We start from the raw sequence: 26,601 nt of genomic DNA on the forward strand, positions 1-26,601 counted from the left end.
GATCTCGTTTTTTGCTGCTACGTGAACCGACCGCTACTCCACCGCCTTTTGGGTTGGAATTGCTAAAGTAAAAATAAGCGGTAAAAAAGTGGCGAGCAAACATGCGGTTCATCCATAAGTGATGAATGACTATAAACCTAAATTACAAGGGTTGGCAAGCGTATTTGTCGGCAAAGCCGCATGCCGCAGCCGTTTTACACTGAAAAATACGTCAAAAAGCATAAAAAGTTGCGCGCCGCGAACTGGCATCACCGCCCTGACAACGCTGTGGCCGCCGTGGCACGCACACCACGCCAATCCGTTTTGACCATGGTAATCGGCGCACTACTGATGTAGATCGAATCCCGGCCGGGCCGCACGGCCAAGACTTCAAGGTGCACCTCACCTTTTCCTGTCTGACCTTCCGGAGAATCGCATGATCTACAAAACATCCGTCCATCCACCGTTGCTTTCACCACCACGCATGGGCCTGGCCCTGGCCAGCGCCCTGCTCGCCCTGCCCGTCCTGGCACAGGAAGCGGCCCCCATCGCCCGCGTGGAAATCACCGGCTCGAACATCCGCCGCGCGCAGGCGGAAACGGCGTCGGCCGTCCAAACCCTGAACGCGGCCGACATTGAAAAATCGGGCAAGTCCAGCGTGGCCGAACTGCTGCAAACCCTGGCCGTCGACAACCAGGGCTCCGTGCCCACCACCTTCGGCAACGGCTTTGCCGCCGGCGCTTCCGGCGTTTCGCTGCGGGGCCTGGGCACGGCCTCGACCCTGGTGCTGCTGAACGGACGCCGCGTGGCGCCGTATGGCCTGGCCGACGATGGCCAGAAAGTGTTCGCCGACCTGAACATCATTCCCCTGGAAGCGGTGGAACGGGTGGAAATCCTCAAGGATGGCGCCTCGGCCATCTACGGTTCGGACGCCATCGCGGGCGTGGTCAACGTGATCCTGCGGCGCGACTACCAGGGCACGGCCATCAAGGGCAATTACGGCAAGACGAAGGAGTGGGACGGGCGCGACGCCCGTGCCGCCATCACGCACGGCTTCGGCGACATCGACAGCGACCGCTACAACGTGCTGCTGAACCTCGAGTACAGCGAAAAGGCCGCCATCTGGAACCGCGACCGGGCCGGACGGGGCGCCGTGGGCCGCAGCGACTTGCGCGACCTGGGCTTCAGCGCGCAGGAAACCCTCAGCGGCGCGGGCGCCATCACCACCAACAACGCGGCCGGCAGCGCCGTCAACGGCAATGTACGCAATCCCGACACGCTCGACTACTACAACCGCGGCAACCTGGCCGGCGTGGGTTTTACGCGGACCTTCCCCGGCGCCGCCTGCGGCAACTTCACCACGCATCCGCAGGGCGACCCGGGCGGCGGCTGCCTCACCGATGCCACGCAGCAATATGGCCAGATCCAGCCCAAGCAAAAGAACATCAATTTCTTCGGCCGCGCCGCCTGGCAACTGACACCGGCCTTGCAAACGTATGCCGAACTGAACCTGTATCACAGCGAATCGCATTCGGCCACCACGCCGTCGACGGTCAGCGGCTCGGTCGGCTACCCGGGCGGCCCCGTCAGCAATGCGGGCGTGTCGCTCGGTGCGGCCCACCCGGACAACCCGTATTTCGGCACGGCGGCGCGGCTGCGCTACCTGGCGGCCGACGTGGGGCCGCGCCTGTCGGAAGTCGACTCCACCTTCACGCGCTTCGTCGCCGGCATCAAGGGTAGCGTGGCGGGCTGGGATATCGACAGCGCCTTGCTCTACTCGCAAAACAAGGTGTCGAACGACCTGAACGGCTACCTGCAGCGCGACGTCGCCTTCGCCCTGCTCAACCCGACTGCCGCCAATGTGGCGGCGGCCAGCCTGAATCCCGCGTACGCGGCCCTGCCTGCCGGCAGCCTGTGGCGCATCGCGGAAAACGCGGGCCTCAATTCGCCCGAGCTGTACGCGGCCCTGTCGCCGCGCATCTCGAACGACGCCAAGACGCATATCGCGCAGATCGACTTCAAGGCCAGCCGCGAGGTGGCCAAGCTCGACGGTGGCGGCCTGGGCGTGGCCGTGGGCGCGGAATTCCGCCACGAATCGACGGAACTCAAGCCCACCACGGGCACGGAACGGGGCAATATCATCGGTCTCGGCTATTCCGCCTACAAGGGCAGCCGCAACGCCTCGGCCATCTATGCCGAAGTGCTGGCGCCCGTGCTGAAAACCGTGGAGCTGTCAGGCGCCCTGCGCGCCGACCATTTCACGGACGTGGGCAATTCCTATACGCCGAAAGTGGGCGTGAAATGGACGCCCGTACGCGAACTGGCCCTGCGCGGCACCTTCGCCAAGGGCTTCCGTGCGCCCAGCGCGGCGGAAAACGGCGTCGGCGGCCTGGCCGCGTTCTCCACTGCCAGCGATCCGCTGCGCTGCGCGCTGGGCGTCGAAGTGGCGTGCGATCCCGCGGCGATCGCCGTCATCACCTCGCCCAATCCGGACCTGTCGCCGGAACGTTCGCGCAGCTATTCCGTGGGCGCCGTATGGGACCCGCTGCCGCGCAGCAGCATTTCCGTGGACCTGTGGCAAATCCGCCGCAAGAATGAAATCAACCAGGAGCAGACGGATGCGGCCATTGCCGCCGGCAAGGTGGCGCGCGACCCGTCCACGGCCACGGGCATTTCCGGCGATCCCGGCGCCATCACGGCCGTGCTGGCCAACTATGTAAATTCGGCGCAAACGACGGTGCGCGGCATCGACGTCGACGCCCGCCAGCGCTTCAACCTGGACGGCGGCTACGGCAGCCTGACCTTCGACCTGAAGTGGACGCATCTGTACAAATGGCTGCGCACGGAACAGGATGGCACGCAGCGCGATTTTGCCGGTACGCATGGCAATTGCGATGTATCCAACTGCATGGGCACGCCGGACGACCGCATCAACCTGGGCGCCACCTGGGAACGCCAGAACTGGCGGGTCACGGCCAACGTCAACTACCGCGCGCCGCTCGACAATGTGCTGTTCAAGAACGACCCGGACGGCTGTGCCACGCATTTCGCCGACGGCACGGATGCGCCACGCGGCTGCCGCATCGCCTCGTTCACCACGGTGGACCTGACGGCCCGCTGGCTGGCCACGCCCAAGCTGGAGGTGTTTGCCACGGTGCAAAACCTGTTCGACAAGATCGCCCCGCTCGATCCGCTGACCTATGGCGCGACCGGCTACAACCCGCTCGACTATGCGGGCGCGGCAGGGCGATTCATCAGTGCGGGGGTGAAATACAAATTCTGAGAGATCCAGCAGCCGTGTTGGCACGGCCGATGATGTTGGCGTGATGGTGGTGTCGGGTTACGCGCTTTGCGCTAACCCGACCTACGCGAGCGCCATGTCAGAGAAAGGTCGGATTGGCGGGGCGCAGCCACGCGTCATCCGACGTTGGCCGCGCCGTGTCAAAAAATCAGGCAGTGCCGCCGACCGTGATGCCATCGAGACGCAGGGTCGGCTGTCCCACGCCCACGGGCACGCTTTGCCCCTCCTTGCCGCAGATACCCACGCCCGAGTCCAGGCACATGTCGTTGCCGATCATGGAAACACGGTTGAGCACGTCCGGGCCGTTGCCGATCAGGGTCGCGCCCTTCACCGGGTAGCTGAGCTTGCCGTTTTCGATCATGTACGCTTCGCTGGCCGAGAAGACGAACTTGCCGTTCGTGATGTCGACCTGGCCGCCGCCGAAGTTAACGGCATACAAGCCGTTTTTCACGGAAGCGAGGATCTCGCCCGGATCCTTGTCGCCGCCCAGCATATACGTGTTCGTCATGCGCGGCATGGGCAGGTGGGCGAACGATTCGCGGCGCGCATTGCCCGTCACGGGCATCTTCATCAGGCGCGCATTCATGGTGTCCTGAATGTAACCCTTCAGGATGCCGTCCTCGATCAGGGTGGTGCACTGCGTCGGGTTGCCCTCGTCGTCGATATTGAGCGAACCGCGCCGGCCAGCCAGGGTACCGTCATCGACCACGGTGACGCCCTTGGCGGCCACGCGCTCGCCGATGCGCCCCGAAAACGCGGATGAGCCCTTGCGGTTGAAATCGCCTTCCAGGCCATGGCCGATCGCCTCGTGCAGCAGGATGCCGGGCCAGCCCGGTCCCAGCACGATGGTCATGGGGCCGGCGGGCGCCGGGCGCGCTTCCAGGTTCACCAGGGCAGACTTGACGGCGTCGGCAGCGTACTGTTCCAGCACGGCATCGCTGAAATAGTCATAGCTGAAACGCCCGCCACCACCGGCCGAGCCCGTTTCGCGGCGGCCATTCTGTTCCGCAATCACGGTCAGCGACACGCGCACCAGCGGACGGATGTCGGCCGCCAGCACGCCGTCGCTGCGCAGCACCAGCACCACGTCGTACTCGCCGGCCAGGCCCGCCATCACTTGCACCACCCTTCGATCTTTCGCGCGCGCCATCTTTTCCACACGCTCGAGCAGCTGCACCTTGGCCGTGGCGTCCAGCGAGGCGAGCGGATCGTTGGGCAGGTACAGCGAGCGCCCGCCCTGCGGCTGCATCCGGCCCGCGATCTTGACCCTGCCGGCGCCCGCGCGCGCGATGGTGCGCGTGGCCGCCGCCGCTTCCAGCAGGGCCCGCTCGGAAATGTCGTCGGAATACGCAAACGCCGTCTTGTCGCCGGACACGGCGCGCACGCCCACGCCCTGGTCGATGGAAAAACTGCCCGTCTTGACGATGCCCTCTTCCAGGCTCCAGCCTTCGCTCTTGGTCGACTGGAAATACAGGTCGGCATAGTCGACCTTGTGCGTAAACATCGTGCCCAGGGCTTTCAACAGCTTGTCTTCGTCCAGGCCGAAGGGCGTGAGCAGGATATCGCGCGCCACGGCCAGATTCGATAGATTGGGTTCAAATGGGATCATAGCTCTTTCTCAACATTCAATTTACATCGTCCGGTGAGTGAGTGCCGGCAAGGACTCGCGCACGCCGGCCAAAAACACCAGGTCGATCTCGCCGCTGACCACGCCCTCGCCTTCGGGCAGCACGGCGATCACTTCGCCCCACGGGTCGATCAGCATGCTGTGGCCCCAGGTCCGCCGGCCGTTCGGATGCAAGCCGCCCTGCGCCGAGGCCAGCACATAGCACTGGTTTTCGATGGCACGCGCGCGCAGCAGCACTTCCCAGTGGGCGCTGCCCGTCGTGTGGGTAAACGCGGCCGGCACGACGATCAGCGCGCAATCGCCCATGGCCCGGTACAGTTCCGGGAAACGCAGGTCATAGCAGATGGACAGGCCGACCCGGCCAAACGGCGTCTCGATCGAGCGCACCTGCGCACCGGGCACGATGGTGCGCGATTCGTTGTACGACTCGGCGCCGCGCGTAAAACCGAACAGGTGGATCTTGTCGTAGCGGCCGGCCGGCTCGCCTTGCGGGTCGTACACCAGCGTGGTGTTCAAGACCTTGCCCTCCTGGCCGGAGATCAGGGGCAAGGTGCCGCCGATCAGCCAGATGCCGTGCTGGCGCGCCATCTGCGCCATGCCATCCTGGATCGGCCCGTGGCCGGGCTGTTCCGCATGAGCCAGCTTGTCCGTTTCCTGCTTGCCCATGATGGCCCAGTATTCGGGCAGCACCACCAGCTGCGCGCCAGCGGCGGCGGCCTGCGCCACCAGGCGGTGCGCCGTCGCCAGATTGTCTTCCACGCAAGGCGAGGAAATCATTTGTACTGCTGCAACTGTATGCATCATTGCCACCTCTTATCCTTTCGAACGCCGCGCCTATTTCGCCCCAGCCTCCACGGCTGCGGCGGCAGGAGCGGCGACAGGTTCCAATTTACCACCATCGAGCTTGGTCACGACGGGCGCTTTCCACGGGCCGGCGATCTGCATGTGGTAAGTGAGCGCCTTCATCACGGGGGCGCGCAGGAACAGCTGCGCCAGGAAGCTGCCCAGGCCGATGACGGGATTGACGGCCAGCGCGTACACGAGCGGCCCCGTGCCCAGGTTAAATTCCGGAATCACCACCACGTGCAGGTTCGTCGTTTCATTGGCGATATCGGCCGTGCCATCCATCAGCACGGTGGCCGCCACGCCATGCATCTTGAGGTTGTCGGTGGTCACCACGCCCCGCTTGATGCTGGCGTTGGCCGTGATGCCGTCGAAGGCCAGGCCTTCGGAAAACACGTCGTGGAAATCGAGTTTCAGCAAGCGGGGCAAGGCTTGCAGGCTGAGTACGCCCAACAGCTTGGCCGCGCCCGGATCCTGCTTGAGGAACTGGCCCGATTCCACGTTCATCTCGATCTGCCCCGACAGGGTGGGAATGTCGAGCGAATACGGCAAGCCGTTCCAGGCGATGTCGCCGCTCAGGCGCCCCTTGCCGCGACGCAATGTGTCGGCAAAGCCGAAGCGGTCGAGCAGCTTGCCCGCATCGACGATATCGAGGCCGAAACGCAGGCTGGTCGTGCTTTGTCCGTCCTTGATGACCCATTTGCCACTGCCGCTCAGCGCGCCATCGGGATTCGACAATTGCAGCTTGCCCACGCGCCACTCGCGCCCGCCCGCCGCCATGGTGTTATAGGCCTGCAACTCCAGCCGGCCGATCTTCTTGTTGAACAGTTCAAATTGCTCGGCAACGATATCGAGCGAGGGGATCGACTGGGCGCCGCTTTTCCCTTCCAGCAAATTCTTCACGTCGTTGGCGGCCGACTCCGGAATGATCAGCGACGACAGGCGCGCCGTCATCTTGCCCAGACCGGACGGCGTTTCCAGCCACGTCACATAGCCGGACACTTGTTTCGCGTCAATATTGGCTTGCCACACATCCTTCTGGTGCGTGGCGCCGACCACCACGTTTTCCAGCTTGCGCTCGCCCAGCATCAGTTCGCTGGCCCGGGCCGCCATCATGTCCGGCACCACGTATTGCGCGATATCGGGCGCGTCGTCCGCGCTGCCGCCCGCATCGGCTGGCGCCGCGGCGCCGCCGGCGATCTCGCTGCCGGCGGCGATCCAGCTATCCACGTCCAGGGTTTTCATATTCACGTTGAGCATCATGCCGCTGTCCGGTTCCGGCGCCGGCACGTTCACGCCGATGCCGCCGCGCACCAGGCGCCAGGCATCCTTGCCCTGCTTCTGGCGCTGGTAGCGTGCGGCAATGCCGGAGCCGAGCGCGATGCGGATATCGTCCGTGCGCAGCCCGGCCCCGTTGGCCGCATTGCCCGTCAGGGTGAATTTCACGGGCAGGCTGTCGCCGGCCGGTTTTTTCAGGGGGCGGGAAAATCCAGGCCCAGACCCGTCAAGGGCGACTCCACATTGACCACCACCTGGTGGTCGCGCGCCGTGATCAGGCCGCTGTAGCGCGCGCCGCCGTTCAAATGTTTCGCCAGGCGCTGCAGCACGGGCGCCGGATACGTCTTGCGCAAGCCATCGATGGTCATGTTGCCGGCGAGTTTCACCTGAATGGAACTGTCCGCCTGCGTGCCGCCCGAAATGGCCAGCGGCCCGCCCAGCAGGCTGCCGTTCAAGCCATTCAGGTTGACGCCCTTTTCGTTGAATTCGATCTTGCCCTGCGTGCCCAGCACGGGCGGCATGTCGTGGAACAGCACCACGTCGTTACCCGCCAGCTGCAAGCTGCCCTGCACGGTCGACTCGAGCATGCGCTCGATCGGCAAATGCAATTTGAGGGCCAGCCTGGCGTTGCCCGTCGCCGTCGTTTCATCCGTGAAATGCTCGATCCAGCCCAGCACGGGGCTGGCCGTCACGTACTTGAGGAATTCCTGCATCGGGCCGGCCGCGTTGCCGTCGATATCGAGCAAGGTGTCGAACACGGTCAGGTCGGGGATCACGGCTTTGACGTTCGTCAATGCCACGCCGCCCGTAGTGGCCGTGTCGCCGCGAATTTCCATGCGCGCCCGCTCGAACACAAAGCTGCCCTTGATCTTTTCCGCCTGCGGCCACAAGGGCGCCTTGCCCGCCAGCGGACCGCTTTCCGCAAATTCGCCGGGCGCATAGTTCAAGGTGCCGTTCTCGATCTTGCCGGCTACGCGGAAGTCGCCCCGGTTACGCTGGGCTGGCGTGTCGGCCTTGAAGGGGAAATGTTCGAGCTCACCGCGCAGACGCAGGCTGACATCGTGCGCCATGCCGCCTTCCAGCGCGCCCGTCAGCCAATGGCGCAGGTGCTCGGGCGTTTGCAGCGGCAGATAGCGGCCGATGGTATTGATCTGGAAATTGTCGATCGTGCCCGTCAAGTCGACCTGCCCCAGGTTCTTGCCGTCGAGCGGCAGGCGGTGCGTGCCTTGCAGGGCGACGCGCAAGCCTTGCTGATTGAAATCCAGCTTGTCCAGCTCGACCTGCAGCATATTGGCCGCTTCAAACGTCCAGCGCGCCTGCATCGCGAATTGTTCGAACGGCAAGGCCGGTTCGCTCAAGTACGTGGGCAATTGCAGCACCAGGTCCTGCGCGTCGATGGCAATGGTGCCGCCCTTGTCGCTGGCGTCGATGCTGCCGCTGAGTTTATCGAAGCCGGGAATGGCGGGCGCGGCGGCCTGCGCGGGGCTGCCCGCCGTCTTCGCCACGGCCAGGCGCGCCGGCTGCGCATCCAGGCCAAGGTCGATGAGTTTGCCGCGCAGACGGTAGCTGGCGGGCGCGGCCATCTCGCCTTCCCATTGCGCCGAAAAATCCTGCAAACGCCCGCGCGGCGCCAGGGCGTCGAGGCGCTGGCGCTGCTGCTCGCCCAGCGGCAGCTTGTCGGCCAGCGCGGCCAGGGTTTGCAAATCGAGCGACTTGGCCGTGATTTCCGTGCGCGCCGGCTTGCGCTTCGTGGCAGCGATGAAACGCTCGGACAAGGTCGTGGGCGGCAGGCTGAGGCCGTCGCGTGTTTCCACCGCGAAGTTCGTCAATTCCACCTGATGGCCGTTCGCGCCAAAGGTCGGCTTACCGTCAGGCACCTGCGCCGACAGCTCTTCTTTTGCCGAAATGCGTCCGCTGACCGACAGCAAGTCGAGCGGCGCGATATGCTCGCCCAGCTGCGCCTGCACATCCGTCAAGCCCACGTCGGCCGTGAAGCCGGCCAGGCGCGCGTGGTCCAGGCTCAACCAGGCGCGCAGGGCGCCCTTGCCCTGGCTCAGCTCGAACGGGTAATCGAGATAGCGGCGCCAGGCGGCCAGATCGGCGTTTTTCAGGTCCGCATACAGCTCGCCCTTCCACATCGACACATCGGAGATGCGCGTGCTGAAAGGGGGATGCGTGAAGTGAGCGCGCACATCGATGGGGGCGGCCAGGCTGGCGGGCGGCGTGGCCTGCAAGCCCAGCCGGTGACTGCGCCAGCGGTTGCGCAGCAGCAGATTGACCTGGGACAAAGCCAGCTCCGGCGTGCCGCGCGCTTCATCGGTCCAGCGCACCTTGCCGTCGCGGATGATGACGTCATGCTGCGACAGCAGCCAGTCGGCGCCCTTGCCATCGCTGCCTTGCGTGCTGTCGATCAATACCCCGGCCACGTACAGCTTGCCATCCTTGCTGCGCCGCACGTCCAGATCGGGCCGCGTGATTTCCAGGGTAGTGAAGCGCACGGAACCGAGCACGCTCCACCACGATACGGTGGCCGAGATGCTCGGCAGGCTCAGCGCCTGGCGGCCCGCCTGGTCGCGCAAGGTCACGTCGCCGAGGAAGAGATTCGGCCGCAGGCCGTGCCAGGAGGCATAAATACGCGCGATACTGACGGGGTTGCCCAGCGCGCGGCTGGCCGCCCGCTCGATATCGCCTTTGTAGTAATCAATATTCGGCAAGATCGCGTAGCGCAGGAACAGAAACAGCACGGCGAAGGCAAAATATGCGAGCAGCACCAGTTTGACGGTAAAACCCAGCACATGGTGGGTGGCCAGGTTGGCCATGCGATAGGCGGCACGCAGCCGCTGCCAGCGCAGGGCCAATGGCACATGTTCTGTCACGCTTGCTTCTGGCGGTTTTTGCATCAATAAGCTAATAAACGGGCCCGGCGTCAAATAATGGCAAAAATCGTCTGCATTCGTGGTGCGCGCCTGCATCCTTGCGCTTGCGTCTGAGCAAAGCCTCCCTTACCATCGTCCGGAAGAGCACGCACTGCCGGCGGCTTAGCGCCAGCGGCACAATTTTACCGCATCCCCCGCCGTTCGCAGCCAAGTTAAACAAGAACATGCACGCAGCATCCACGAGACCCTAACCGATACCATGAGCACACAGCCTTTGATTTCCGCCTCCCGTTTCTACCAGCGCTGGCTGGACGCCGCCCCCGAGCGCGCCGCACAGGTAGCGCAACTGGTGCGCGCGCCGCTGGACGGGCTCGACTTTGCCGCCGCGCTGGCCGGGCAGGCGAACGCCGCCACGCCGCCGCTGCCGCCCGAGCGGGCCATGCGCCGCCTGCGCAACCTGCTGGTATGCGGCCTGATCGTGCGCGATCTGGGCGGCCAGGCGGACTTGAACGAAGTCGTCACGGCCATGACGGGCTTTGCCGATTTCGCCATCCGCACGCATGTGGACGCCATCATGGCCGAGATGGTGGCCCTGCACGGCATGCCCGTCGGCGAGGAATCGGGCGAGGAACAGGCCTTGATGGTGCTGGCGATGGGCAAGCAGGGCGGCGGCGAGCTGAACGTCTCGTCGGACATCGACCTGATCTTTGTGTATCCGGAAGATGGCGACACGCAAGCGACCCAGCCAGGCCAGCGCAGCCTGTCGAATCACGAGTTTTTCATTCGCATGGGCAAGAAACTGATCGCCGCCCTGGCCGAGATCACGCAGGACGGTTTTACTTTCCGCGTGGACATGGCCTTGCGCCCGAATGGCAATTCGGGGCCGCTGGCGGCCAGCCTGAGCATGGTGGAACAATACCTGATCGTGCAGGGCCGCGAATGGGAGCGCTACGCCTGGGTCAAGGCACGCGCCGTGACGGGCAAGTCCGAAGACATCGCGTCGCTCGACGCCATCGTGCGCCCCTTCGTCTTTCGCCGCTACCTCGATTTCGGCGTCATCGACGCCATCCGCACCATGCACGGCCAGATCCGCGCCGAAGTCAACCGCCAGGAGCGGCTGCACCCGGACCGCAGCAACAACGTCAAGCTGGGCCGTGGCGGCATCCGCGAAATCGAATTCCTCGCGCAAGTATTCCAATTGATACGGGGCGGGCGCGACGCCGAACTGCGCGAGCGCTCCACGCGCGCCACCCTGCGCACGGTGGCGGACAAGGGCTTGCTGGAACCGGCCATCGTGGAACAGTTGCTCGGTTCCTACACTTTCTTACGCAACCTCGAACACCGGCTGCAGTATCTTGACGATGCACAGACACACACCCTGCCCGCGAATGACGCCGACCGTCTCACCGTGGCGCAGATGATGGGCTTGCCCGACACGCCCACCCTGCTGGCCCGGCTGGAAGTGCACCGCGTGTTTGTCGCCGGTCAATTCGACGAAATGTTCAGCGACAAGAGCAGCGGCACGCCGCCGGCCGACACGGGCATCGACCCGCAAACCTCGAACGACTGCGCCGCCTCGGACCAGCAGGAAGCCATCGAGGCGCGCTTTGCCGCCCTCGGTTTCCATGAGCCGGCCGCCTGCGCGCGCCGCCTGCTGGCCACCTGGCAAGCACCGCGCCTGCAATCCTTGCCCGAGGCAAGCCGCACGCGTCTGGTCGCCCTCGTCAATTCCGCCCTGCCCCTGATCACCGACTGCTCCGTTTCCAACGGCAACGCCAGCCAGCTGGCCACCCTGGGCCGGCTGCTCGATTTCCTGGAAGCCATCGCGCGCCGCTCGGCCTATCTGTCGCTGCTGACGGAATACCCGCACACCCTGGAGCGTGTGGTGCGCATGGTGTGCGCCAGCGGCTGGGCCGCCACCTTCCTCACGCAGCACCCGATCCTGCTCGACGAGTTGCTCGATGAGCGCATCCGCAACACGGTGCCGGATCCGGCCGCGCTGGCGCTGGACCTGCAACGCCAGCTCGACGACGCCCCCGGCGACACGGAGCGGCAGATGGATATCCTGCGCGAAATGCACCACGCGCAGCTGTTCCAGTGCCTGGCGCAAGACCTGGCGGGCGACCTGAGCGTGGAAAAACTGGCCGATTACCTGTCGCAGCTGGCCGACATCATCGTCGCCGCCACCGTGCAAGCCGTGTGGCAAACCTTGCCCACGCGCCACCGCGAGGTGCCGAAATTCGCCGTCATCGCATATGGCAAGCTGGGCGGCAAGGAACTGGGCTATGTCTCGGACCTCGACGTCATCTTCCTGTTCGACGACGACGACCAGGAAGCGCCCGGCCTGTACGCCAAGCTGGCGCAGCGTTTCATCACCTGGATGACCTCGCACACCTCGGCCGGCATCCTGTTCGACATCGACATCGCCCTGCGCCCCGACGGCGCCTCGGGCATGCTGGTGTCCAGCGTGCAGGCGTTCGAGCGCTACCAGAGCAGCGCGGCCTGGGTGTGGGAACACCAGGCGCTCACGCGCGCGCGCTTTTGCGCCGGCGACGTCAGCATCGGCAAGCATTTCGAACGCATCCGCGACACGATCTTGCGCAAGGAGCGCCCGGAAAACGGCCCGCTCAAGGGCGAAGTGGTGGCCATGCGCAAGAAAATGCTCGATGCGCATCCGCCCCGCCCCGGCAGCTTTGACTTGAAGCAGGATCCGGGCGGCATGATCGACATCGAATTCATGGTGCAATACCTGGTGCTGCAGCATGCGGCGCAGTATCCGCAGCTGACGGCCAACTCGGGCAATATCGCCCTGCTGCGCCTGTGCGGCGAGCTGGGACTGATCGACGCGCAACTGGCGACCCTCGTTGCCGACGCCTACCGCGCGCTGCGCAAGCTGCAGCACCAGTTGCGCCTGCAAGGGCAGGATCTGGCCCGCGTGGAACCGGAGCGGGTGCGCGTGCATGCGGAGAATGTCATGCGCCTGTGGCAAGCCATCTTCGGCGCCGCGGCCTGAGGCCGGCCCGGGCATGCCGCTTCATTACCTGTCCCGCCTGAGCGGATCGGCGCGCGATACGCAAGCCAATCTGCAGCTGGGCTGCGTGCTGGCGCTGGTGGCCGGCGCCGTGAACGCGGGCGGTTTTCTCGCCATCGGCGGCTATACCTCGCACATGACGGGCATCGTCTCGGGCATGGCGGATGACCTGGCGCTGGGCAACGTCACGGTAGCCCTGGCCGCGCTGGGCGCCTGGCTGGCCTTTGTCAGCGGCGCGGCCGTCACGGCCATCATGGTGAACTGGGGCAAGCGGCGCCGGCTGCACAGCCAGTTCGCCGCCAGCCTGCTGCTGGAGGCGGCGCTATTGCTGCTGTTCGGCCTGGCGGGCAACTACCTCGCGGCCATGCCCGACGTGCTGGGTCCCGTCACCATCTTGCTGCTGTGCTTTGTGATGGGCTTGCAGAACGCCATCATCACCAAGATTTCGGGCGCCGTCATCCGCACCACGCACGTGACGGGCCTGTCGACCGACATCGGCATCGAACTGGGCAAGATGGCGTATTACAACCGCAGGAAATTGCCGGACCGGATGGTGAAGGTCAACCGGGGCAAGCTGAGGACGCACAGCCTGCTGATCAGCTGTTTCTTCATCGGCGGCGTCAGCGGCGCACTGGCCTTCAAGCACATCGGCTTTCCGGCAGCCACCATCATCCTCGCCGGCGTGCTGACTTTACTGTCGGGCGTGCCCGTGCTGCGCGACTTGCGCGTCATGTGGCGCTTTTACCGGCGCCGGCTGTGGAAACAAAAATGCCGTCCAGACCAGGTCTGAACGGCATCACCTTGCTATGCTGAATTACTGCTGCGCGGTCTTGTTGCCGGCAGCCGGACCAATATAGCGGTTAATGAAGCTGTACACGGCTTCTCCCCACTTGATGTTGTTGCTTTCCTTGGACCAGCCATGGCCCTCGCCCGTCATCACCATCCATTCAACCGTATTACCTTGTTTGAGCAACTGGTCGCGCATTTTTTCGCCGTGAATCAGGGGCACGCGGCGATCTTCGCTACCATAGGCCATCAGCACGGGCGCCTTGATCTTGTCCGCATGATCGATCGCCGATACCTTCCGGAAATACACGTCGTCGGTCTTCGGATCACCGTGCATTTTCGTGCCGATGTTATCCATCACAGGACCGGAGACATCGGACCAGTTGACAGTAAACAACATTTTCACGTCCGTCACGCCCACCCAGTTGATGCCGCATTTGTACAGGTCGGGATTCTTCACCAGGCCGTACATGGTGGCATAGCCGCCATAGCTGGCGCCGATGATGCAGACGCGGTTGCGATCGACCACGCCCTGCTTGACCAGTTCCTCGATACCGTCCGTGATGTCATCCTGCATGGCCAGACCCCATTGCTTCCAGCCCGCCGTATGGTGCTTCCACCCCAGGCCGGTCGACATGCGAAATTGCGGTTGCATCACGGCAAAGCCGCGTGAAGCGAGCATCTGCGTGATCGGATCGTAGCCAAAGCTGTCGCGCGCATGCGGGCCACCGTGGATATACGCCACCAGCGGCAGGGCCTTGGGCGTGCGGCCTTCCGGCAAGGTCAGGTAGGCCGGGATGGTCAGGCCATCGCGCGCCTTGTAGCGGATAACCGTCTGCTCGGAAAGTTTCTTGCCGTCCAGTGAGGGCTTGACACTGTACAGCGGCTCCAGCGTCTTCTTCAAGGTATCGAAGTAATACAGCTTGCCCACGTTATTGACGCCGGTGGTGACAACGACGGCGCGGTTGCCGCGCCACTGGAATTCCACGTGCTCGCCAGGCAGGCTGGCGTCGAGCGAAGCCTGCAGGCGCGCATAGTCTTCGTCAAAATAATACATTTCCGGCTTCATGCCGTTGACGGCCACGCCCACCACCTTCTTGCGCGCTTCATCAAAGATCAGGCCGCCCGCGATATCGGCTTCCGCATGTTCGGCGATCAGCTCTCCCGCCGTATTGGTGGCGCTGTTCCAGATATGCACGCCGGCCTTGTCGCGGCCATTGAAGCGTCCGGCCACGAACAGGGTCTTGTTATCAAAATCAAATCCCAGCGGATTCATTTCCTTGCCTTCATCCAGATACGCCTTGTAAATCGCTTTCCACGGCGCCTTCTCGTCATCGCGCAGGTACACGGTTTGCACGATACGCTTGCTGCCGTCTTCCACCGTCATGGCCGATGCCACGCGGATCACATTATTATGGTCAAGCACCCAGCCGCTGACGGCGCCCGGATTATTAAAGGTCAACAAGGCCATGCGGCCGTTCGTCGTATCGAGGCGGAACACGTCGCTGGCGCCCAGGTCGGCATCGCGGCCCCGCTCGTTGTTGACGACAATCAAGTCGTTGCTGTCGCCGCCCACACGCTGCAGCACGGACACGGGCTTGTACGGCATGCCCGAGCTCATCGATTCCTTCACGCTGATCACCAGCTTGCGAAAGCCGCTGCCGTCGCTGTTGACGGCGAACAAACCACCGCCGGTCTGCTTTTCCAGTACTTCTTCGCTGCCTTTGCTGATGCTGAACACCAGGCGCTTGTTGTTGACCCAAATGGGGTTGGCCACGTTCCAGTCCGGATCGGAAGCCACCACGGTCGAAGCCCTGGTATCGAGATTGATGACCGCCAGCACGAAGCGCCCATTGCGCGGCGTCAACACCGCCATGCTTTGACCATCGGGCGACAGGATGGGGCGGCCGCTGAACTCCGCTTTCTTGAAAAATTCGGCAATGGGAATGGATTCGTCGGCGCGCACGCTTGCGCTGTACAGGCCGCTACTGAGTAACAAGGTACTAAGCACGACAGGAATGATGCGTCGGTTCAAGACAGTCTCCTCGATAAAAACAATGACTTTAATTTCCTTAAGGCAATCACGCACTGCTTGCCCAGCAGGACAAAAAAAGACGCCGTTACCTCACGGTCACGGCGCCTTCTTCATCATGCGCGATTACTTGAAGCTGTAATCAGCCGTGATCTGGAAATAACGGCCCATCGCGCTATGCAGCGACGAGTAGTAGTTCGCCGTGCCGTTCGGATGGAAAGGCGGTTTGCGGTCGAAGGCATTCTGGATGGCAAAGCTCAGCTTGGTGTTCTTGAAGCCGCTGTAGCTGCCGCCCAGATTAACCACGGTGAACGATGGAATCCCTTTGCACAGCTCCGGGAAGCCTTCGGTTTCAAGTACGCAATCTTGCGTACGGTCGGCAACCGATGCCATCTTGCTGATAAATACCGTATCTGCCGACAAGGCGTAGGCCGCTTTCTTCCACGCCAGGCCCAGGGTAGCTTGCACCGACGGCGTGCCACGGGTGCCTGCATACTCGATCAGGTCGTCGGTTGGCGACGGCGCGTTCTTGAACGACTGCATGTGGCTGACGTTCAGGGTTGGCTGCAAGCTGCCGTACTCACCCAGGTTGATACGGCCCGTCAGCTTCAGGTCCACGCCACGGATCTGCGTCACGGCCACGTTGGTCAGCAACATCTTGATGTTGGTGATTTCACCGGCGGTGGCACCGGCGAGCTTGTCGGCGGCGGTCAGCGGATCACGCGTGATGGCAACGGCCGGGTCGCCAGCGTAGCGGCTAGGATCGGACAGGACCTTGTCCAGGTCATAGGTACCGATTTCGTTGACGCGCTTGATCTGCCACAGATCGATCGTTGCCAGGAACGACGAGCTTGGTTCCCAGGCCAGGCCCAGGGTGTAGCTCTTCGCCGTTTCCGGTTTCAGCTCCGGATTCGCGCCGCTTTGATACGGGCTGGAAGTGGAGCAGCCCAGCTTGTATTGAGCGTTGCAACGGTAGGGATCGCGAATCGACACAAAGGCATTGCGCACGTCGGTGGAGTTTTCCACCAGGGTCGGTGCACGGAAGCCTTCAGCATAGGTGCCGCGCACCATGAACGCCGGCGTCACGCTCCACTTCAAGCCCACTTTCGGCGTGGTCGAATTGCCGTAGTCGGAGTAATGGTCGTGACGCACTGCCACTTGCGCTTCCAGCGATTTCAGCAGGGGAATCGTCGATTCCGCATAGATCGAGGAAATGTTACGGTCATTCGAAAAGCCTGGCGGCAATTGCGCCTGGTGATAGAACTCGCCTTCCACGGCAAGCGGATCAGGCGACGTGCTCAGGCTTTCGCGACGGAACTCGGTACCGACCGCCAGGCCGACGGCGCCAGCAGGTAAGTTGAACAATTCACCGGAAATCTTGCCATCGATTTGCGTCAGGCTGGACTTGAACATGTTTTTCGAATTGGCCGTGATCGAATCGTACAGGGCCTGATTGGCCGCACCGCCGCCGAAGATGAAGGTGCCGTTCTTGTAGGCATTGACGAAAGGCGTCAGCATGATCGCGCTGGTATTGCGTGAAGTCACTTTACTATCCGTACGCAACAGGGCCGTTTCCCAGTCCCAGTTCTTGTAATCACCTTTGACACCGACCAGGTAGCGGCCGAAATCGGTGGTGTTGTCCTGGCCCTGGCCTGGGAAGTCACGCAGCGAAGCGCGCACGCGCACGGTGCCGTTGCCACCCGCCAAGGTCTTGCCGTCCGGGCCAATCAGCTCTTTGGGATACTGCGGATGCGTAATCGGCAAGGCTGGCGTCACTTGGCCAGTCTGGCCGGCAACCCAGTGCAGCAGGCCGGTAACGGTGGCCTTGTTGCGGTTGAACATCAGTTCGCTGAAGACCGTGGTGCTGGCGGTCGGCTGCCAGGTCAGGCGGCTGGTGATGCCGAAACGGTCGGTCTTGCCGGCGGAATTGATGGAGCTGTCCTGGAAGTCATCGAATACGCAGGCATTGCCCAGGGCGCCTGCGCCCAGTACGCTGTCGGCCGGCACCAGACGGTCAGCCGGGCAATTCTTGTCCAACGTGCGCGACGTCAGCGCGCCGGTGGCCTTGTCGGTCCAGTAGATATTGCCTGGGTAGGTGTACAGCGAACGGCGGTCCTTGTAGCCATATGCGCGCAGATCCTGCGTGCTCAGGTAGCCGTCGCGCTTGCGCAGGTACATCGGATCGCGCTGGCGCACGTCCAGGGTGGCGTAGGCATTGAAATGGTCCTTGACCAGGCTGCCGGTACCAAAGCTGATGGTCGCACGCTTCTGCTCACCATCGCTGCGGCTGGACTGGCCCAGCGAGCCGCCCACTTCCAGACCTTCGAAGCTGTCGCGCAGAATGATGTTGACCACGCCGGCCATCGCTTCCGAACCATAAATGGCCGATGCGCCATCTTTCAGGATTTCGATGCGTTCCACGGCGCCCACGGGAATCGAGTTCAAATCGACAAACGTCGTCTGGAATTCAGGCTGCGCGTATGGCGCCAGGCGGCGGCCATTGATCAGGGTCAGAGTGGCCTGGCTGCCGAAACCTCGCAGGTTCAGGCCGGCGGCGCCAGCGCTGAAACCATTGGTGCGGTTCTCGTCGATACCGCCGACGTTCGACGAGATCGTGCGCAGCACTTCATTGAGCGACGTCGCGCCACCGCGCGTCAGTTCATCACGCGTGATGATCTGCACCGGCGAAGCCGATTCCAGCGTAATGCGGCGCACGTTCGAGCCGGTCACGTACACTTTTTGCACGGCGCTGCCGTCGGCCTCGGCCGCAGCCTTCGCCGGCGGCGCCGCCTGAGGTCCCATGCTGGCGTCCTGCGCATGAGTTACTTGAGTCAACAAACTGGTACCGGCAATTACGCCCAGCGCGAAGCGAACCAAGACCACACTAGTTTTTTCTCTGATGAACATTACTCTTCCCTTTGTGCTTTTTTATATAGTCAATTTTGTTATTGCAACTCAGATTCAGGCAGCCAGCGACGTTACATATTCCAAGCAGGCAATACGTATCCCACACGCGGTTATGCGTTGTCTGCATGAAACTTTATTATGCATGCATGTTTTTTCATTTTGTTACAAATGTTAGTTTATGTTGCTATAAAACGACTTAACGGAATATTCAATCATCAATATAAAATTTCACGATAATAAATTCGTAAAATTTCCATAAATTAGAATTAAATTTAACCGTATAAATAGTTTCCAGTTTGCTGTTTACGTTCTTATCAGAATCATGTAAGGCTAAAGACAAGCGGTTTTTATTGCAACTGAGAATGACAATGCCGTTCTGTAAAGCAAGCGGGATGGGACACGGCAGCAGGATGCTGCGGCAGAATGGGATGGTTTTTTTGCCCAGCACACATGGCGGACAAATGTAACTAATGGTAGTCGCGCATGGCACGCCGCCGGGACTGAAACACACCAGTAATGCGCGCACAGAATGTGCTCGCAAAAAAACCGCCCTGTCAGACAGGGCGGCCCGGCGCCCCTCAGAGAGCGCTTACTGCAGTGTTTTGATGAATTACTTGGCCGACATCAGTGCTACGGTGGTGTCGAGCATGCGGTTCGAGAAACCCCACTCGTTGTCGTACCACGAGGATACTTTCACCAGGCGGCCCGACACCTTGGTCAGGGTCGAATCGAAGTTCGACGACGCCGGGTTGTGGTTGAAGTCGATCGAGACCAGCGGTTCGGTCTGGTACGTCAGGATACCTTCCAGGGCGCCTTCCGACGCCGCTTTCATCAGCGCGTTGACTTCTTCCACGGTGGTGTCGCGCTTGGCGATGAACGACAGGTCGACCAGCGACACGTTGATGGTCGGCACGCGGATGGCGAAGCCGTCCAGCTTGCCATTCAGCTCAGGCAGCACCAGGCCCACGGCGGCGGCAGCGCCCGTCTTGGTCGGGATCATGCTCATGGTGGCCGAACGGGCGCGGCGCAGGTCTTCATGCATCACGTCGGACAGTACCTGGTCGTTGGTGTAGGCGTGCACGGTGGTCATCAGGCCCGTTTCGATGCCGATGGCGTCGTTGAGCGGCTTGACCAGCGGTGCCAGGCAGTTGGTGGTGCACGAAGCGTTCGAGATGACGGTGTCCGTCGATTTCAGTACCGAGTGGTTCACGCCGAACACGACGGTCGCATCGACGTCCTTGCCGCCTGGGGCCGAAATGATGACTTTTTCGCGCCGCCCTTCAAGTGAGCCGAAGCTTTCTCTTTGGTGGTGAAGAAGCCCGTGCATTCCAGCACGACGTCCACGCCCAGCTCGCCCCATGGGATTTCAGCCGGGTTGCGCTGTGCGAACACGCGGATCGGATCGCCATTGACGATCATGTTGTCGCCTTCGACGGTGACCGTGCCCGGGAACTTGCCGTGCGCGGTATCGTAGCGGGTCAGGTGGGCGTTCGATTTGGCATCGCCCAGGTCGTTGATGGCAACGATCTGGATATCCTGTTTCTTGCCGCCTTCATAGAAAGCGCGCAACACATTACGGCCGATGCGGCCGTAGCCATTGATTGCAACTTTGATCGTCATACTCTGCTCCTGATTAAAAAAGAAGGTACATGCACGCCCCCGGCGACAACATCGCCAGGACCGTTAAAAATCAATATTAGCCAGCGATAACGGCTTTCACCTTGGCGACGACGTTCTCGACCGTGAAGCCGAAGTGCTTGAACAGCACGCCGGCCGGGGCCGATTCGCCGAACGTGTCGATACCGACCACGGCGCCTTCCAGGCCCACGTATTTGTACCAGAAGCTGGTCACGCCCGCTTCGATGGCCACGCGCGGCACGCCCTTCGTCAGCACGCCGGCCTTGTAGGCGGCGTCCTGGCGGTCGTACACGTCGGTCGACGGCATCGACACCACGCGCACATTGATGCCTTCCGAGGCCAGCGCGCTGGCGGCGGCGACGGCCAGTTCCACTTCGGAACCGGTGGCGATCAGGATCGCCTTGGCGTCGGCCACGTCGTTCAGCACATAGCCGCCGCGGTAGATGTTCTCGATCTGTTCGGCGCTACGCTCCTGGTACGGCAGGTTCTGGCGCGAGAAGATCAGGGTCGACGGGCCATCCTTGCGGCGCACGGCGGCGCCCCAGGCGGCAGCCGACTCGACGGTGTCGCACGGACGCCAGTTGTCCAGGTTCGGGATCAAACGCATCGACGAGACGTGCTCGACCGATTGGTGCGTCGGGCCGTCTTCGCCCAGGCCGATCGAATCGTGGGTAAACACGAAGATCGAACGCAGTTTCATCAGGGCAGCCATGCGCAGCGCGTTGCGGCTGTAATCGGAGAACGTCAGGAAGGTGGCGCCGAACGGGATGTAGCCGCCGTGCAGGGTGATGCCGTTCATGATGGCGCTCATGCCGAATTCGCGCACGCCATAGTTGATGTGGTTGCCAGGCTGGCCCGAACGCACGGCCACGCACTCTTTCCAGTTGGTCAGGTTCGAACCGGTCAGGTCGGCCGAGCCGCCCAGGAATTCCGGCAGCGACGACGCCAGCGCCTGGATGGCGTTCTGGCTGGCCTTGCGGGTAGCGATGTTTTCTTTCTTTTCGACGCAGGAAGCGATGGCGGCGCTCAGGGCCGCTTCGAATGCCTGCGGTAAGTCGCCCTGCATGCGGCGGGTCAGTTCAGCGGCTTGCTGCGGGAATTCACGGCTGTAGGCGGCGAAACGCTCGTTCCAGTCTTTTTCCAGCAGGGCGCCCTGCTCTTTCGCATCCCAGGCCGCGTACACGTCGGACGGCATCTCGAACGGTGCGGCATCCCAGCCGATGTATTCGCGCACGGCGGCGATTTCCTTGTCGCCCAGCGCGGCGCCGTGGACCTTGTCGCCGCCTTGCAGGTTCGGCGAACCCTTGCCGATGATGGTCTTGCAGCAGATCAAGGTTGGCTTGCTGGCGGTCTTGGCGGCGGCGATGGCGGCAGCCACGGCGGCCACATCGTGGCCGTCGACGGCGCGGATGACGTTCCAGCCGTAGGCTTCGAAGCGCGCCGGGGTGTCGTCCGTGAACCAGCCTTCCACTTTACCGTCGATGGAAATGCCGTTGTCGTCGTACAGGGCGATCAGTTTATTCAGGCCCAGGGTACCGGCCAGCGCGCACACTTCGTGCGAAATACCTTCCATCAAGCAACCATCGCCGACGAAGGCGTAGGTGTAGTGGTTGACGATGTCGTGGCCAGGCTTGTTGAATTCAGCGGCCAGCAATTGCTCCGACAGGGCCATGCCGACGGCGTTGGCGATACCCTGGCCCAGCGGGCCGGTGGTCGTTTCCACGCCGGGCGTGACATCGACTTCCGGGTGGCCCGGGGTTTTCGAATGCATCTGGCGGAAGGCCTTGATGTCATCCATCGACAGGTCGTAGCCCGTCAGGTGCAGCAGCGCGTAGTGCAGCATCGAGCCGTGGCCGTTCGACAACAGGAAACGGTCGCGGTTCTGCCATTTCGGGTTCGCGGGATTGTGGCGATAGTGACCACTCCACAGGGCAACTGCGATCTCGGCCATGCCCATCGGCATGCCTGGATGGCCGGAGTTGGCCTTTTGTACAGCGTCCATTGCCAGTGCGCGGATCGCATTGGCCATTTTGGTAGTCGGGAGCGTAGTTGTCATGATGGTATGGGTCAGTCGCGAGTTTGGGATTCGTTTGCAACAGCGCGGACAGGGAAGCCGGCTGCTTTCTGTAGCCAACTATTTTACCAGACTGGGGGACCGCAAATTAGAATTGCGGCGTACTGGCCCGCCAAATGGCTATACTTTGACGTCTTTCCACCCCACTTACCCCCGTTGAGGATTTGCATGCCGCGTTTTTTCTGCCCCCAGCCGCTCGTCGCCGGCGCCACCGTCTCCCTGCCGGAGGCTGTCGCCCACCATATCCAGGTCGTGCGCCTGGCGCCGGGCGACGTCATCACCCTGTTCAATGGCGAAGGCGGCGAAGTGCAGGCGAGCCTGGTGGCGGTCGCCAAGCGCAGCGTGACGGCGCAAATCCAGGCGCAGGTGGCGCGCGAGGCGGAACTGCCGTATGCCGTGACCCTGGCGCAAGCGTTGCCGGAAGCGTCGAAAATGGACTGGATCATCGAAAAAGCCATCGAACTGGGCGCGGCCGGCATCGTGCCGCTGGCGGCGCAGCGCTGCGTCGTGCGCCTGTCCGCCGAGCGGGCCGAGAAGAAACTCGCGCATTGGCAAGCGATCATCGTGTCAGCATCGGAACAATGCGGGCGCAACCGCCTGGCGCAGCTGGCCCCATTGCAGGATTTTAATGGCTGGAGCAGTCAGCAAGATTTACATAAACGCATCATTTTGACGCCGCGCGCACAGCAGTCGCTGGCCGACTGGGCGCGTCATCAGCCGCCGCAGGCGATCACCGTGACGGTGGGACCGGAAGGCGGGTTTTCGGAAGCGGAAGAAAAGGCAGCCCTGGCCGCCGGCGCCATCGGCTTGTCCATGGGGCCGCGCATCTTGCGCACGGAAACAGCGGGCCTGACGGCGCTGGCCACCCTGGGCGCCTTGTGGGGCGGCATGTAAGGCGGCGTACGATGGACTGGCACCCAGCGCGCCACCCAAAAAATGCCCCGCAAGCTTCGCAGCTTGCGGGGCATGTTACTGGCATGACTGACCATGCCTCTTGCTATAACCGTCCGTGCATCCCGGCCTCCGCCGGCTGACGGCTGTCAACCGGCAAGGAGGAAATCACATCAGAACTTGTGGCTGTACTGGGCCGACAAGCGCACGGTGCGCGGGTTCGAATACGCATTGACCATACCGGCGGTAGGGCTGACGGCAGTACCGGCGGCGCTGGTGTTGTAGGCCTCGTCAATGGATTGCGCCACTTGACGGTTGGTTGCGTTCAGCACGTCGACTTTCAGCACGATGCCTTTGATTTGCTCTGGCTTGTAGATGAAGTTCAAGTCCAGGCGCATTTCTGTTGGCAGCGTACCGTAGGCGCCGCGGCCGTTCGGACCGGTTGGGCACAGGAAGAAGATCGAGCCGTATTGCGACAAGCCCAAGCCCTGTTGATCCATGGACGCTGGGATATTGCAAGTACGCGACATTGGACGGCCCGTCGCCACCAGCAAGTTGCCACCGACGCCAAACTGGCTCGTGAACTCATAGTAGCCGTAGGTTTTCAACTGGTGCGTACGGTTGTTAGGCAACAAGCCGCTGCCGTTGACCATCGTTTCCGGGAAGTCCCAACCCGAGCTGAAGCCCACGTCGGCCTGGCCGTTATCCGACTTGGTCTGGCCTTCCTGGTTGCCTTCGCTGCGCGACCACGTGTAGTTCATCTTGCCATACCAGCCATTGCGCATCGGATGTTCCAGCATGAATTCCAGCGCCGTGTAGGTACGCTTGGCTTTTTCCGGGAAGCCTGCATCGGCAGCCGTAATCGTCACCGCACGCTGTGCACCGTTTGGTCCCACCGGGATCATGAAGGTGTTGTCCTTGCCTGGATTGAACAGGGCGCCGTTCCAGCCATGGTCATCGAAGTACTCTTTTTCAGCGCCCGTCAGCTTGGCCGAAATGGCGCGTGGATCCGAGTAGTCATCGATCGTGTTTTTCAGCTTGCGATAGGTAAACTTGATACCGCCGTTGAAATCAGGCGTCAGCGCCTTCTCGAAGCCCAGGTTGATCTCGTCCTGGAAGTGGGCCTTCAAGTTGGTCGAAGCCAATTCATTGGCGCGTTTTTCCTGGCCAAATTCATTGTTAGCCGACACGACATTGCTGATCGGGTTCAAGCCCAGCGGTGCACCCGTGGTCGGGTTGACGCCGGTGTAGGTGTAGAACCGGTCGGTATTCAGCGAAGCGCCAGCAAAACGTACGGCCATGTTGGCCGGCAATTGCATGAAGTAGCGGCCAGCCGTACCGAAGACTTTCAGGGAACCGTCGCCATACACATTCCAGGCCGCATTCAGGCGCGGCGCCAGCATGTTTTTCTGTTCCACGAAGGTTTCGCCGATACCGTTCATATTCTTGAACGACTCATTGCGCAAGCCCAGGGTCACGACCAGGTTTTCGGTGGCTTGATAGCGGTCCTCGATGTACTGCGCCGACTGCTCGACGGACGGAGTGGAACCGCCACGCTGCAGGTTTTCACGCACGTAGTAACCTTGGGTGCCGTAACCGCCGCCAGCTGCCGGCGACATATTATGGCCAGACAATACGGTGTTCGGATTGGTTTTCAGGTAAGTCCAGGTACCGCCGCCGGCCGCTTCCGTGCCGTTCAGGGCATTGATCTTGTTGTGGTCAAGACCGCCGCGTATCGTATGCTGCTTGGCCAGTTTGTATTCCAGATCCAGGCGATAGCCGCGGTTGGTGTCTTGTGCACCGTCGCGCAACAGGGCCGAGCTGAAACCTTGCACCTGGCTAGGCTGGTAATTCACGCCTGGTACCTGGTTGTCCGGGGAAGCAACGACCGGACGCAAGCCTGGAATGTAGCCAAACGGATTTTGCTCGCGCTGGGTCTTCGCCTGGCCGATCAGGGCCTGCACGGTCAGATCGTCGGTCACATAGCTGGTCAGCTTGAGGATGTCGATGTTGGAACCCTGGGCTGCCGCCAGCGCAGCGCCGGTGGCGTTGAGGAACAGCACACCTGCCGAATAGTTCTTGAATTTGGCGCCGCCGTTCTGCACATAGCCGCGCTGCTTGGTATCGTAGTTGAAGCCGTAGTATTGATCGTCAACTTTCGACTCGTCCGAAATATGCGTATATTCGAGGCGGTTATTGTCGGTGATATTCCAGTCGATCTTGGCGATATAGCGCGGCACATCGGATTTCTGCACCAGCCAGCCAGTCTGATTGTTCACCGTGCTGGTCGATGCCAGACGTGCCGTTTCGCGGTCCATTCTGGTAAATTCACCACCCAGATAGATGAACAGCTTGTCCTTGATCAGCGGGCCGCTGACATAGGCGTTGTAGACCTTCTCGGTCAGCTTGTCGCCTTCCCGGTAGTTGTAGATCTTGCCATCCGTCTTGGGATTGGCGCCCGTATTCGGGAACATGATGTTCTTGGCCTTGCCGCGCAGCGAATCAGGCGCGTAGGTAAAGCCGGCGCCGAATTCCCAGTTATTCGTACCGCTCTTGGTGGTGATATTGACCACGCCACCCGTCGAACGTCCGAATTCGGCGCCGTAGCCGCCGGTGATGATTTGCGCTTCAGCAATCGAGCCGAAAGGCAGGGAAGAGTAACCAACCTGATACAGACTGTTGGTGACAGGGAAACCGTTGATGTACGCCGCATTTTCCGACGCGCTGGAGCCGCCGAAGCTGGCCGCGTTGTTGCCGTAGCGCGAGTCGGCGCGCGTGGTACCGCCGGCCAATTGCACAATGTTGGCGACCGTTGGCGCCAGCGGCAGGGTAGCCAGCTCGCGCGAATTGAAGGACGAACCGGAGTTGGAACTGGTGACATCGATCGCGCGGCGGCGGCTCGTCACGTTCACGGTCTGTACCTGCTGCAGCGCCACTTCGCTTTCCTGGCCGATGCGCACTTCCACGTCCTGCGTGCTGACGACGGAAGAACCTTTCAGCAGCGTGACCTTGTAGTTACCAACTGGCAGGGAAGTGATGCGGAAAGTACCGCTGGCATCGGGTGAAATAGTCCGCTTGAAGCCGTTGTCGGCACCGACGATCTGCACCGATGCGCTGGCATCCGGCGCGATCTTGCCGATGATGTTGCCCGTGGCATTCGACTGAGCCATTACCGCTGGAACAATCGCAACGCTCAATACCGATGCGCTGAACGCGATCGTTAATGCACGTGCTATTACAGTTTTTCTCAACATGTCATTCCCTATTATTTATATGAGCGCAGTATTACTGCTTTGGTAAAGGAGTTTTTCACTTACGCTTATGCGTTTTTAAACGCT

At 62.1% G+C, this 26,601-nt stretch carries 10 protein-coding genes and 2 pseudogenes; 4 read left to right on the plus strand and 8 right to left on the minus strand.

Annotation, left to right across the window (positions count from 1 at the left end; translation table 11 throughout):
• The first annotated feature begins 415 nt into the window (after positions 1-415).
• Positions 416-3,262 (plus strand): TonB-dependent receptor, encoded by a 2,847-nt coding sequence (locus tag ACRHIG_RS28735; RefSeq protein WP_489628721.1) that lies wholly within the window; start codon positions 416-418, stop codon positions 3,260-3,262.
• A 166-nt stretch (positions 3,263-3,428) separates the two neighbouring features.
• Here the strand turns inward: ACRHIG_RS28735 and tldD are convergent, their stop codons facing one another.
• The 3 genes and pseudogenes from tldD to ACRHIG_RS28750 form a co-directional block, all read right to left on the minus strand.
• The gene (tldD, locus tag ACRHIG_RS28740; protein ID WP_489628722.1) at positions 3,429-4,889 is read right to left on the minus strand and encodes a metalloprotease TldD; all 1,461 of its coding nucleotides are present in this window, start codon (positions 4,887-4,889) and stop codon (positions 3,429-3,431) included.
• Between the two features lie 21 nt (positions 4,890-4,910).
• The gene (locus tag ACRHIG_RS28745) at positions 4,911-5,711 is read right to left on the minus strand and encodes a carbon-nitrogen hydrolase family protein (RefSeq protein ID WP_475416412.1); all 801 of its coding nucleotides are present in this window, start codon (positions 5,709-5,711) and stop codon (positions 4,911-4,913) included.
• A 30-nt stretch (positions 5,712-5,741) separates the two neighbouring features.
• Positions 5,742-10,000 (minus strand): annotated as a pseudogene (locus ACRHIG_RS28750) (YhdP family protein).
• 163 nt (positions 10,001-10,163) lie between these two features.
• Here ACRHIG_RS28750 and glnE point away from each other — a divergent pair.
• Both glnE and ACRHIG_RS28760 read left to right on the plus strand, forming a co-directional pair.
• Positions 10,164-12,917, plus strand: a complete 2,754-nt coding sequence (gene glnE, locus ACRHIG_RS28755; RefSeq protein ID WP_489628723.1) for a bifunctional [glutamate--ammonia ligase]-adenylyl-L-tyrosine phosphorylase/[glutamate--ammonia-ligase] adenylyltransferase — start codon at positions 10,164-10,166, stop codon at positions 12,915-12,917.
• Positions 12,918-12,930: 13 nt separating this feature from the next.
• Positions 12,931-13,725, plus strand: coding sequence for a YoaK family protein (locus ACRHIG_RS28760; protein WP_489628724.1), 795 nt, complete (start codon positions 12,931-12,933; stop codon positions 13,723-13,725).
• A 24-nt stretch (positions 13,726-13,749) separates the two neighbouring features.
• Here ACRHIG_RS28760 and ACRHIG_RS28765 read toward each other — a convergent pair whose 3' ends face one another.
• The 4 genes and pseudogenes from ACRHIG_RS28765 to tkt all read right to left on the minus strand — a co-directional run bounded on the left by ACRHIG_RS28765 (position 13,750) and on the right by tkt (position 22,354).
• Positions 13,750-15,756 (minus strand): S9 family peptidase, encoded by a 2,007-nt coding sequence (locus tag ACRHIG_RS28765; RefSeq protein ID WP_475416416.1) that lies wholly within the window; start codon positions 15,754-15,756, stop codon positions 13,750-13,752.
• A 123-nt stretch (positions 15,757-15,879) separates the two neighbouring features.
• Entirely contained in the window at positions 15,880-18,555 is a 2,676-nt protein-coding gene (locus ACRHIG_RS28770) for a TonB-dependent receptor (protein ID WP_489628725.1), read from the minus strand.
• Positions 18,556-19,270: 715 nt separating this feature from the next.
• Positions 19,271-20,280, minus strand: a pseudogene (gap, locus tag ACRHIG_RS28775) (type I glyceraldehyde-3-phosphate dehydrogenase).
• A 76-nt stretch (positions 20,281-20,356) separates the two neighbouring features.
• A complete protein-coding gene (tkt, locus tag ACRHIG_RS28780) occupies positions 20,357-22,354 on the minus strand; it encodes a transketolase (RefSeq protein WP_475417424.1) in 1,998 nt (665 codons plus the stop codon).
• A 186-nt stretch (positions 22,355-22,540) separates the two neighbouring features.
• Between tkt and ACRHIG_RS28785 the strand changes: the two genes are divergently transcribed.
• Positions 22,541-23,266 (plus strand): 16S rRNA (uracil(1498)-N(3))-methyltransferase, encoded by a 726-nt coding sequence (locus ACRHIG_RS28785; RefSeq protein WP_489628726.1) that lies wholly within the window; start codon positions 22,541-22,543, stop codon positions 23,264-23,266.
• Between the two features lie 170 nt (positions 23,267-23,436).
• On the opposite strand, the gene ACRHIG_RS28790 is transcribed toward ACRHIG_RS28785, so the two are convergent.
• Positions 23,437-26,433, minus strand: a complete 2,997-nt coding sequence (locus tag ACRHIG_RS28790; protein WP_475417426.1) for a TonB-dependent receptor — start codon at positions 26,431-26,433, stop codon at positions 23,437-23,439.
• Positions 26,434-26,601 lie beyond the last annotated feature (168 nt).

Source organism: Janthinobacterium sp. C22, from assembly GCF_057919405.1.

Bases quoted from the DNA above. Each gene is read 5' to 3' on its own strand.
- tldD (WP_489628722.1), bottom strand. From the start codon at position 4,889: ATGATCCCATTTGAACCCAATCTATCGAATCTGGCCGTGGCGCGCGAT.
- ACRHIG_RS28785 (WP_489628726.1), top strand. From the start codon at position 22,541: ATGCCGCGTTTTTTCTGCCCCCAGCCGCTCGTCGCCGGCGCCACCGTC.
- ACRHIG_RS28790 (WP_475417426.1), bottom strand. From the start codon at position 26,433: ATGGCTCAGTCGAATGCCACGGGCAACATCATCGGCAAGATCGCGCCG.
- glnE (WP_489628723.1), top strand. From the start codon at position 10,164: ATGAGCACACAGCCTTTGATTTCCGCCTCCCGTTTCTACCAGCGCTGG.
- ACRHIG_RS28760 (WP_489628724.1), top strand. From the start codon at position 12,931: ATGCCGCTTCATTACCTGTCCCGCCTGAGCGGATCGGCGCGCGATACG.
- ACRHIG_RS28735 (WP_489628721.1), top strand. From the start codon at position 416: ATGATCTACAAAACATCCGTCCATCCACCGTTGCTTTCACCACCACGC.
- ACRHIG_RS28745 (WP_475416412.1), bottom strand. From the start codon at position 5,711: ATGATGCATACAGTTGCAGCAGTACAAATGATTTCCTCGCCTTGCGTG.
- tkt (WP_475417424.1), bottom strand. From the start codon at position 22,354: ATGACAACTACGCTCCCGACTACCAAAATGGCCAATGCGATCCGCGCA.
- ACRHIG_RS28770 (WP_489628725.1), bottom strand. From the start codon at position 18,555: ATGGGACCTCAGGCGGCGCCGCCGGCGAAGGCTGCGGCCGAGGCCGAC.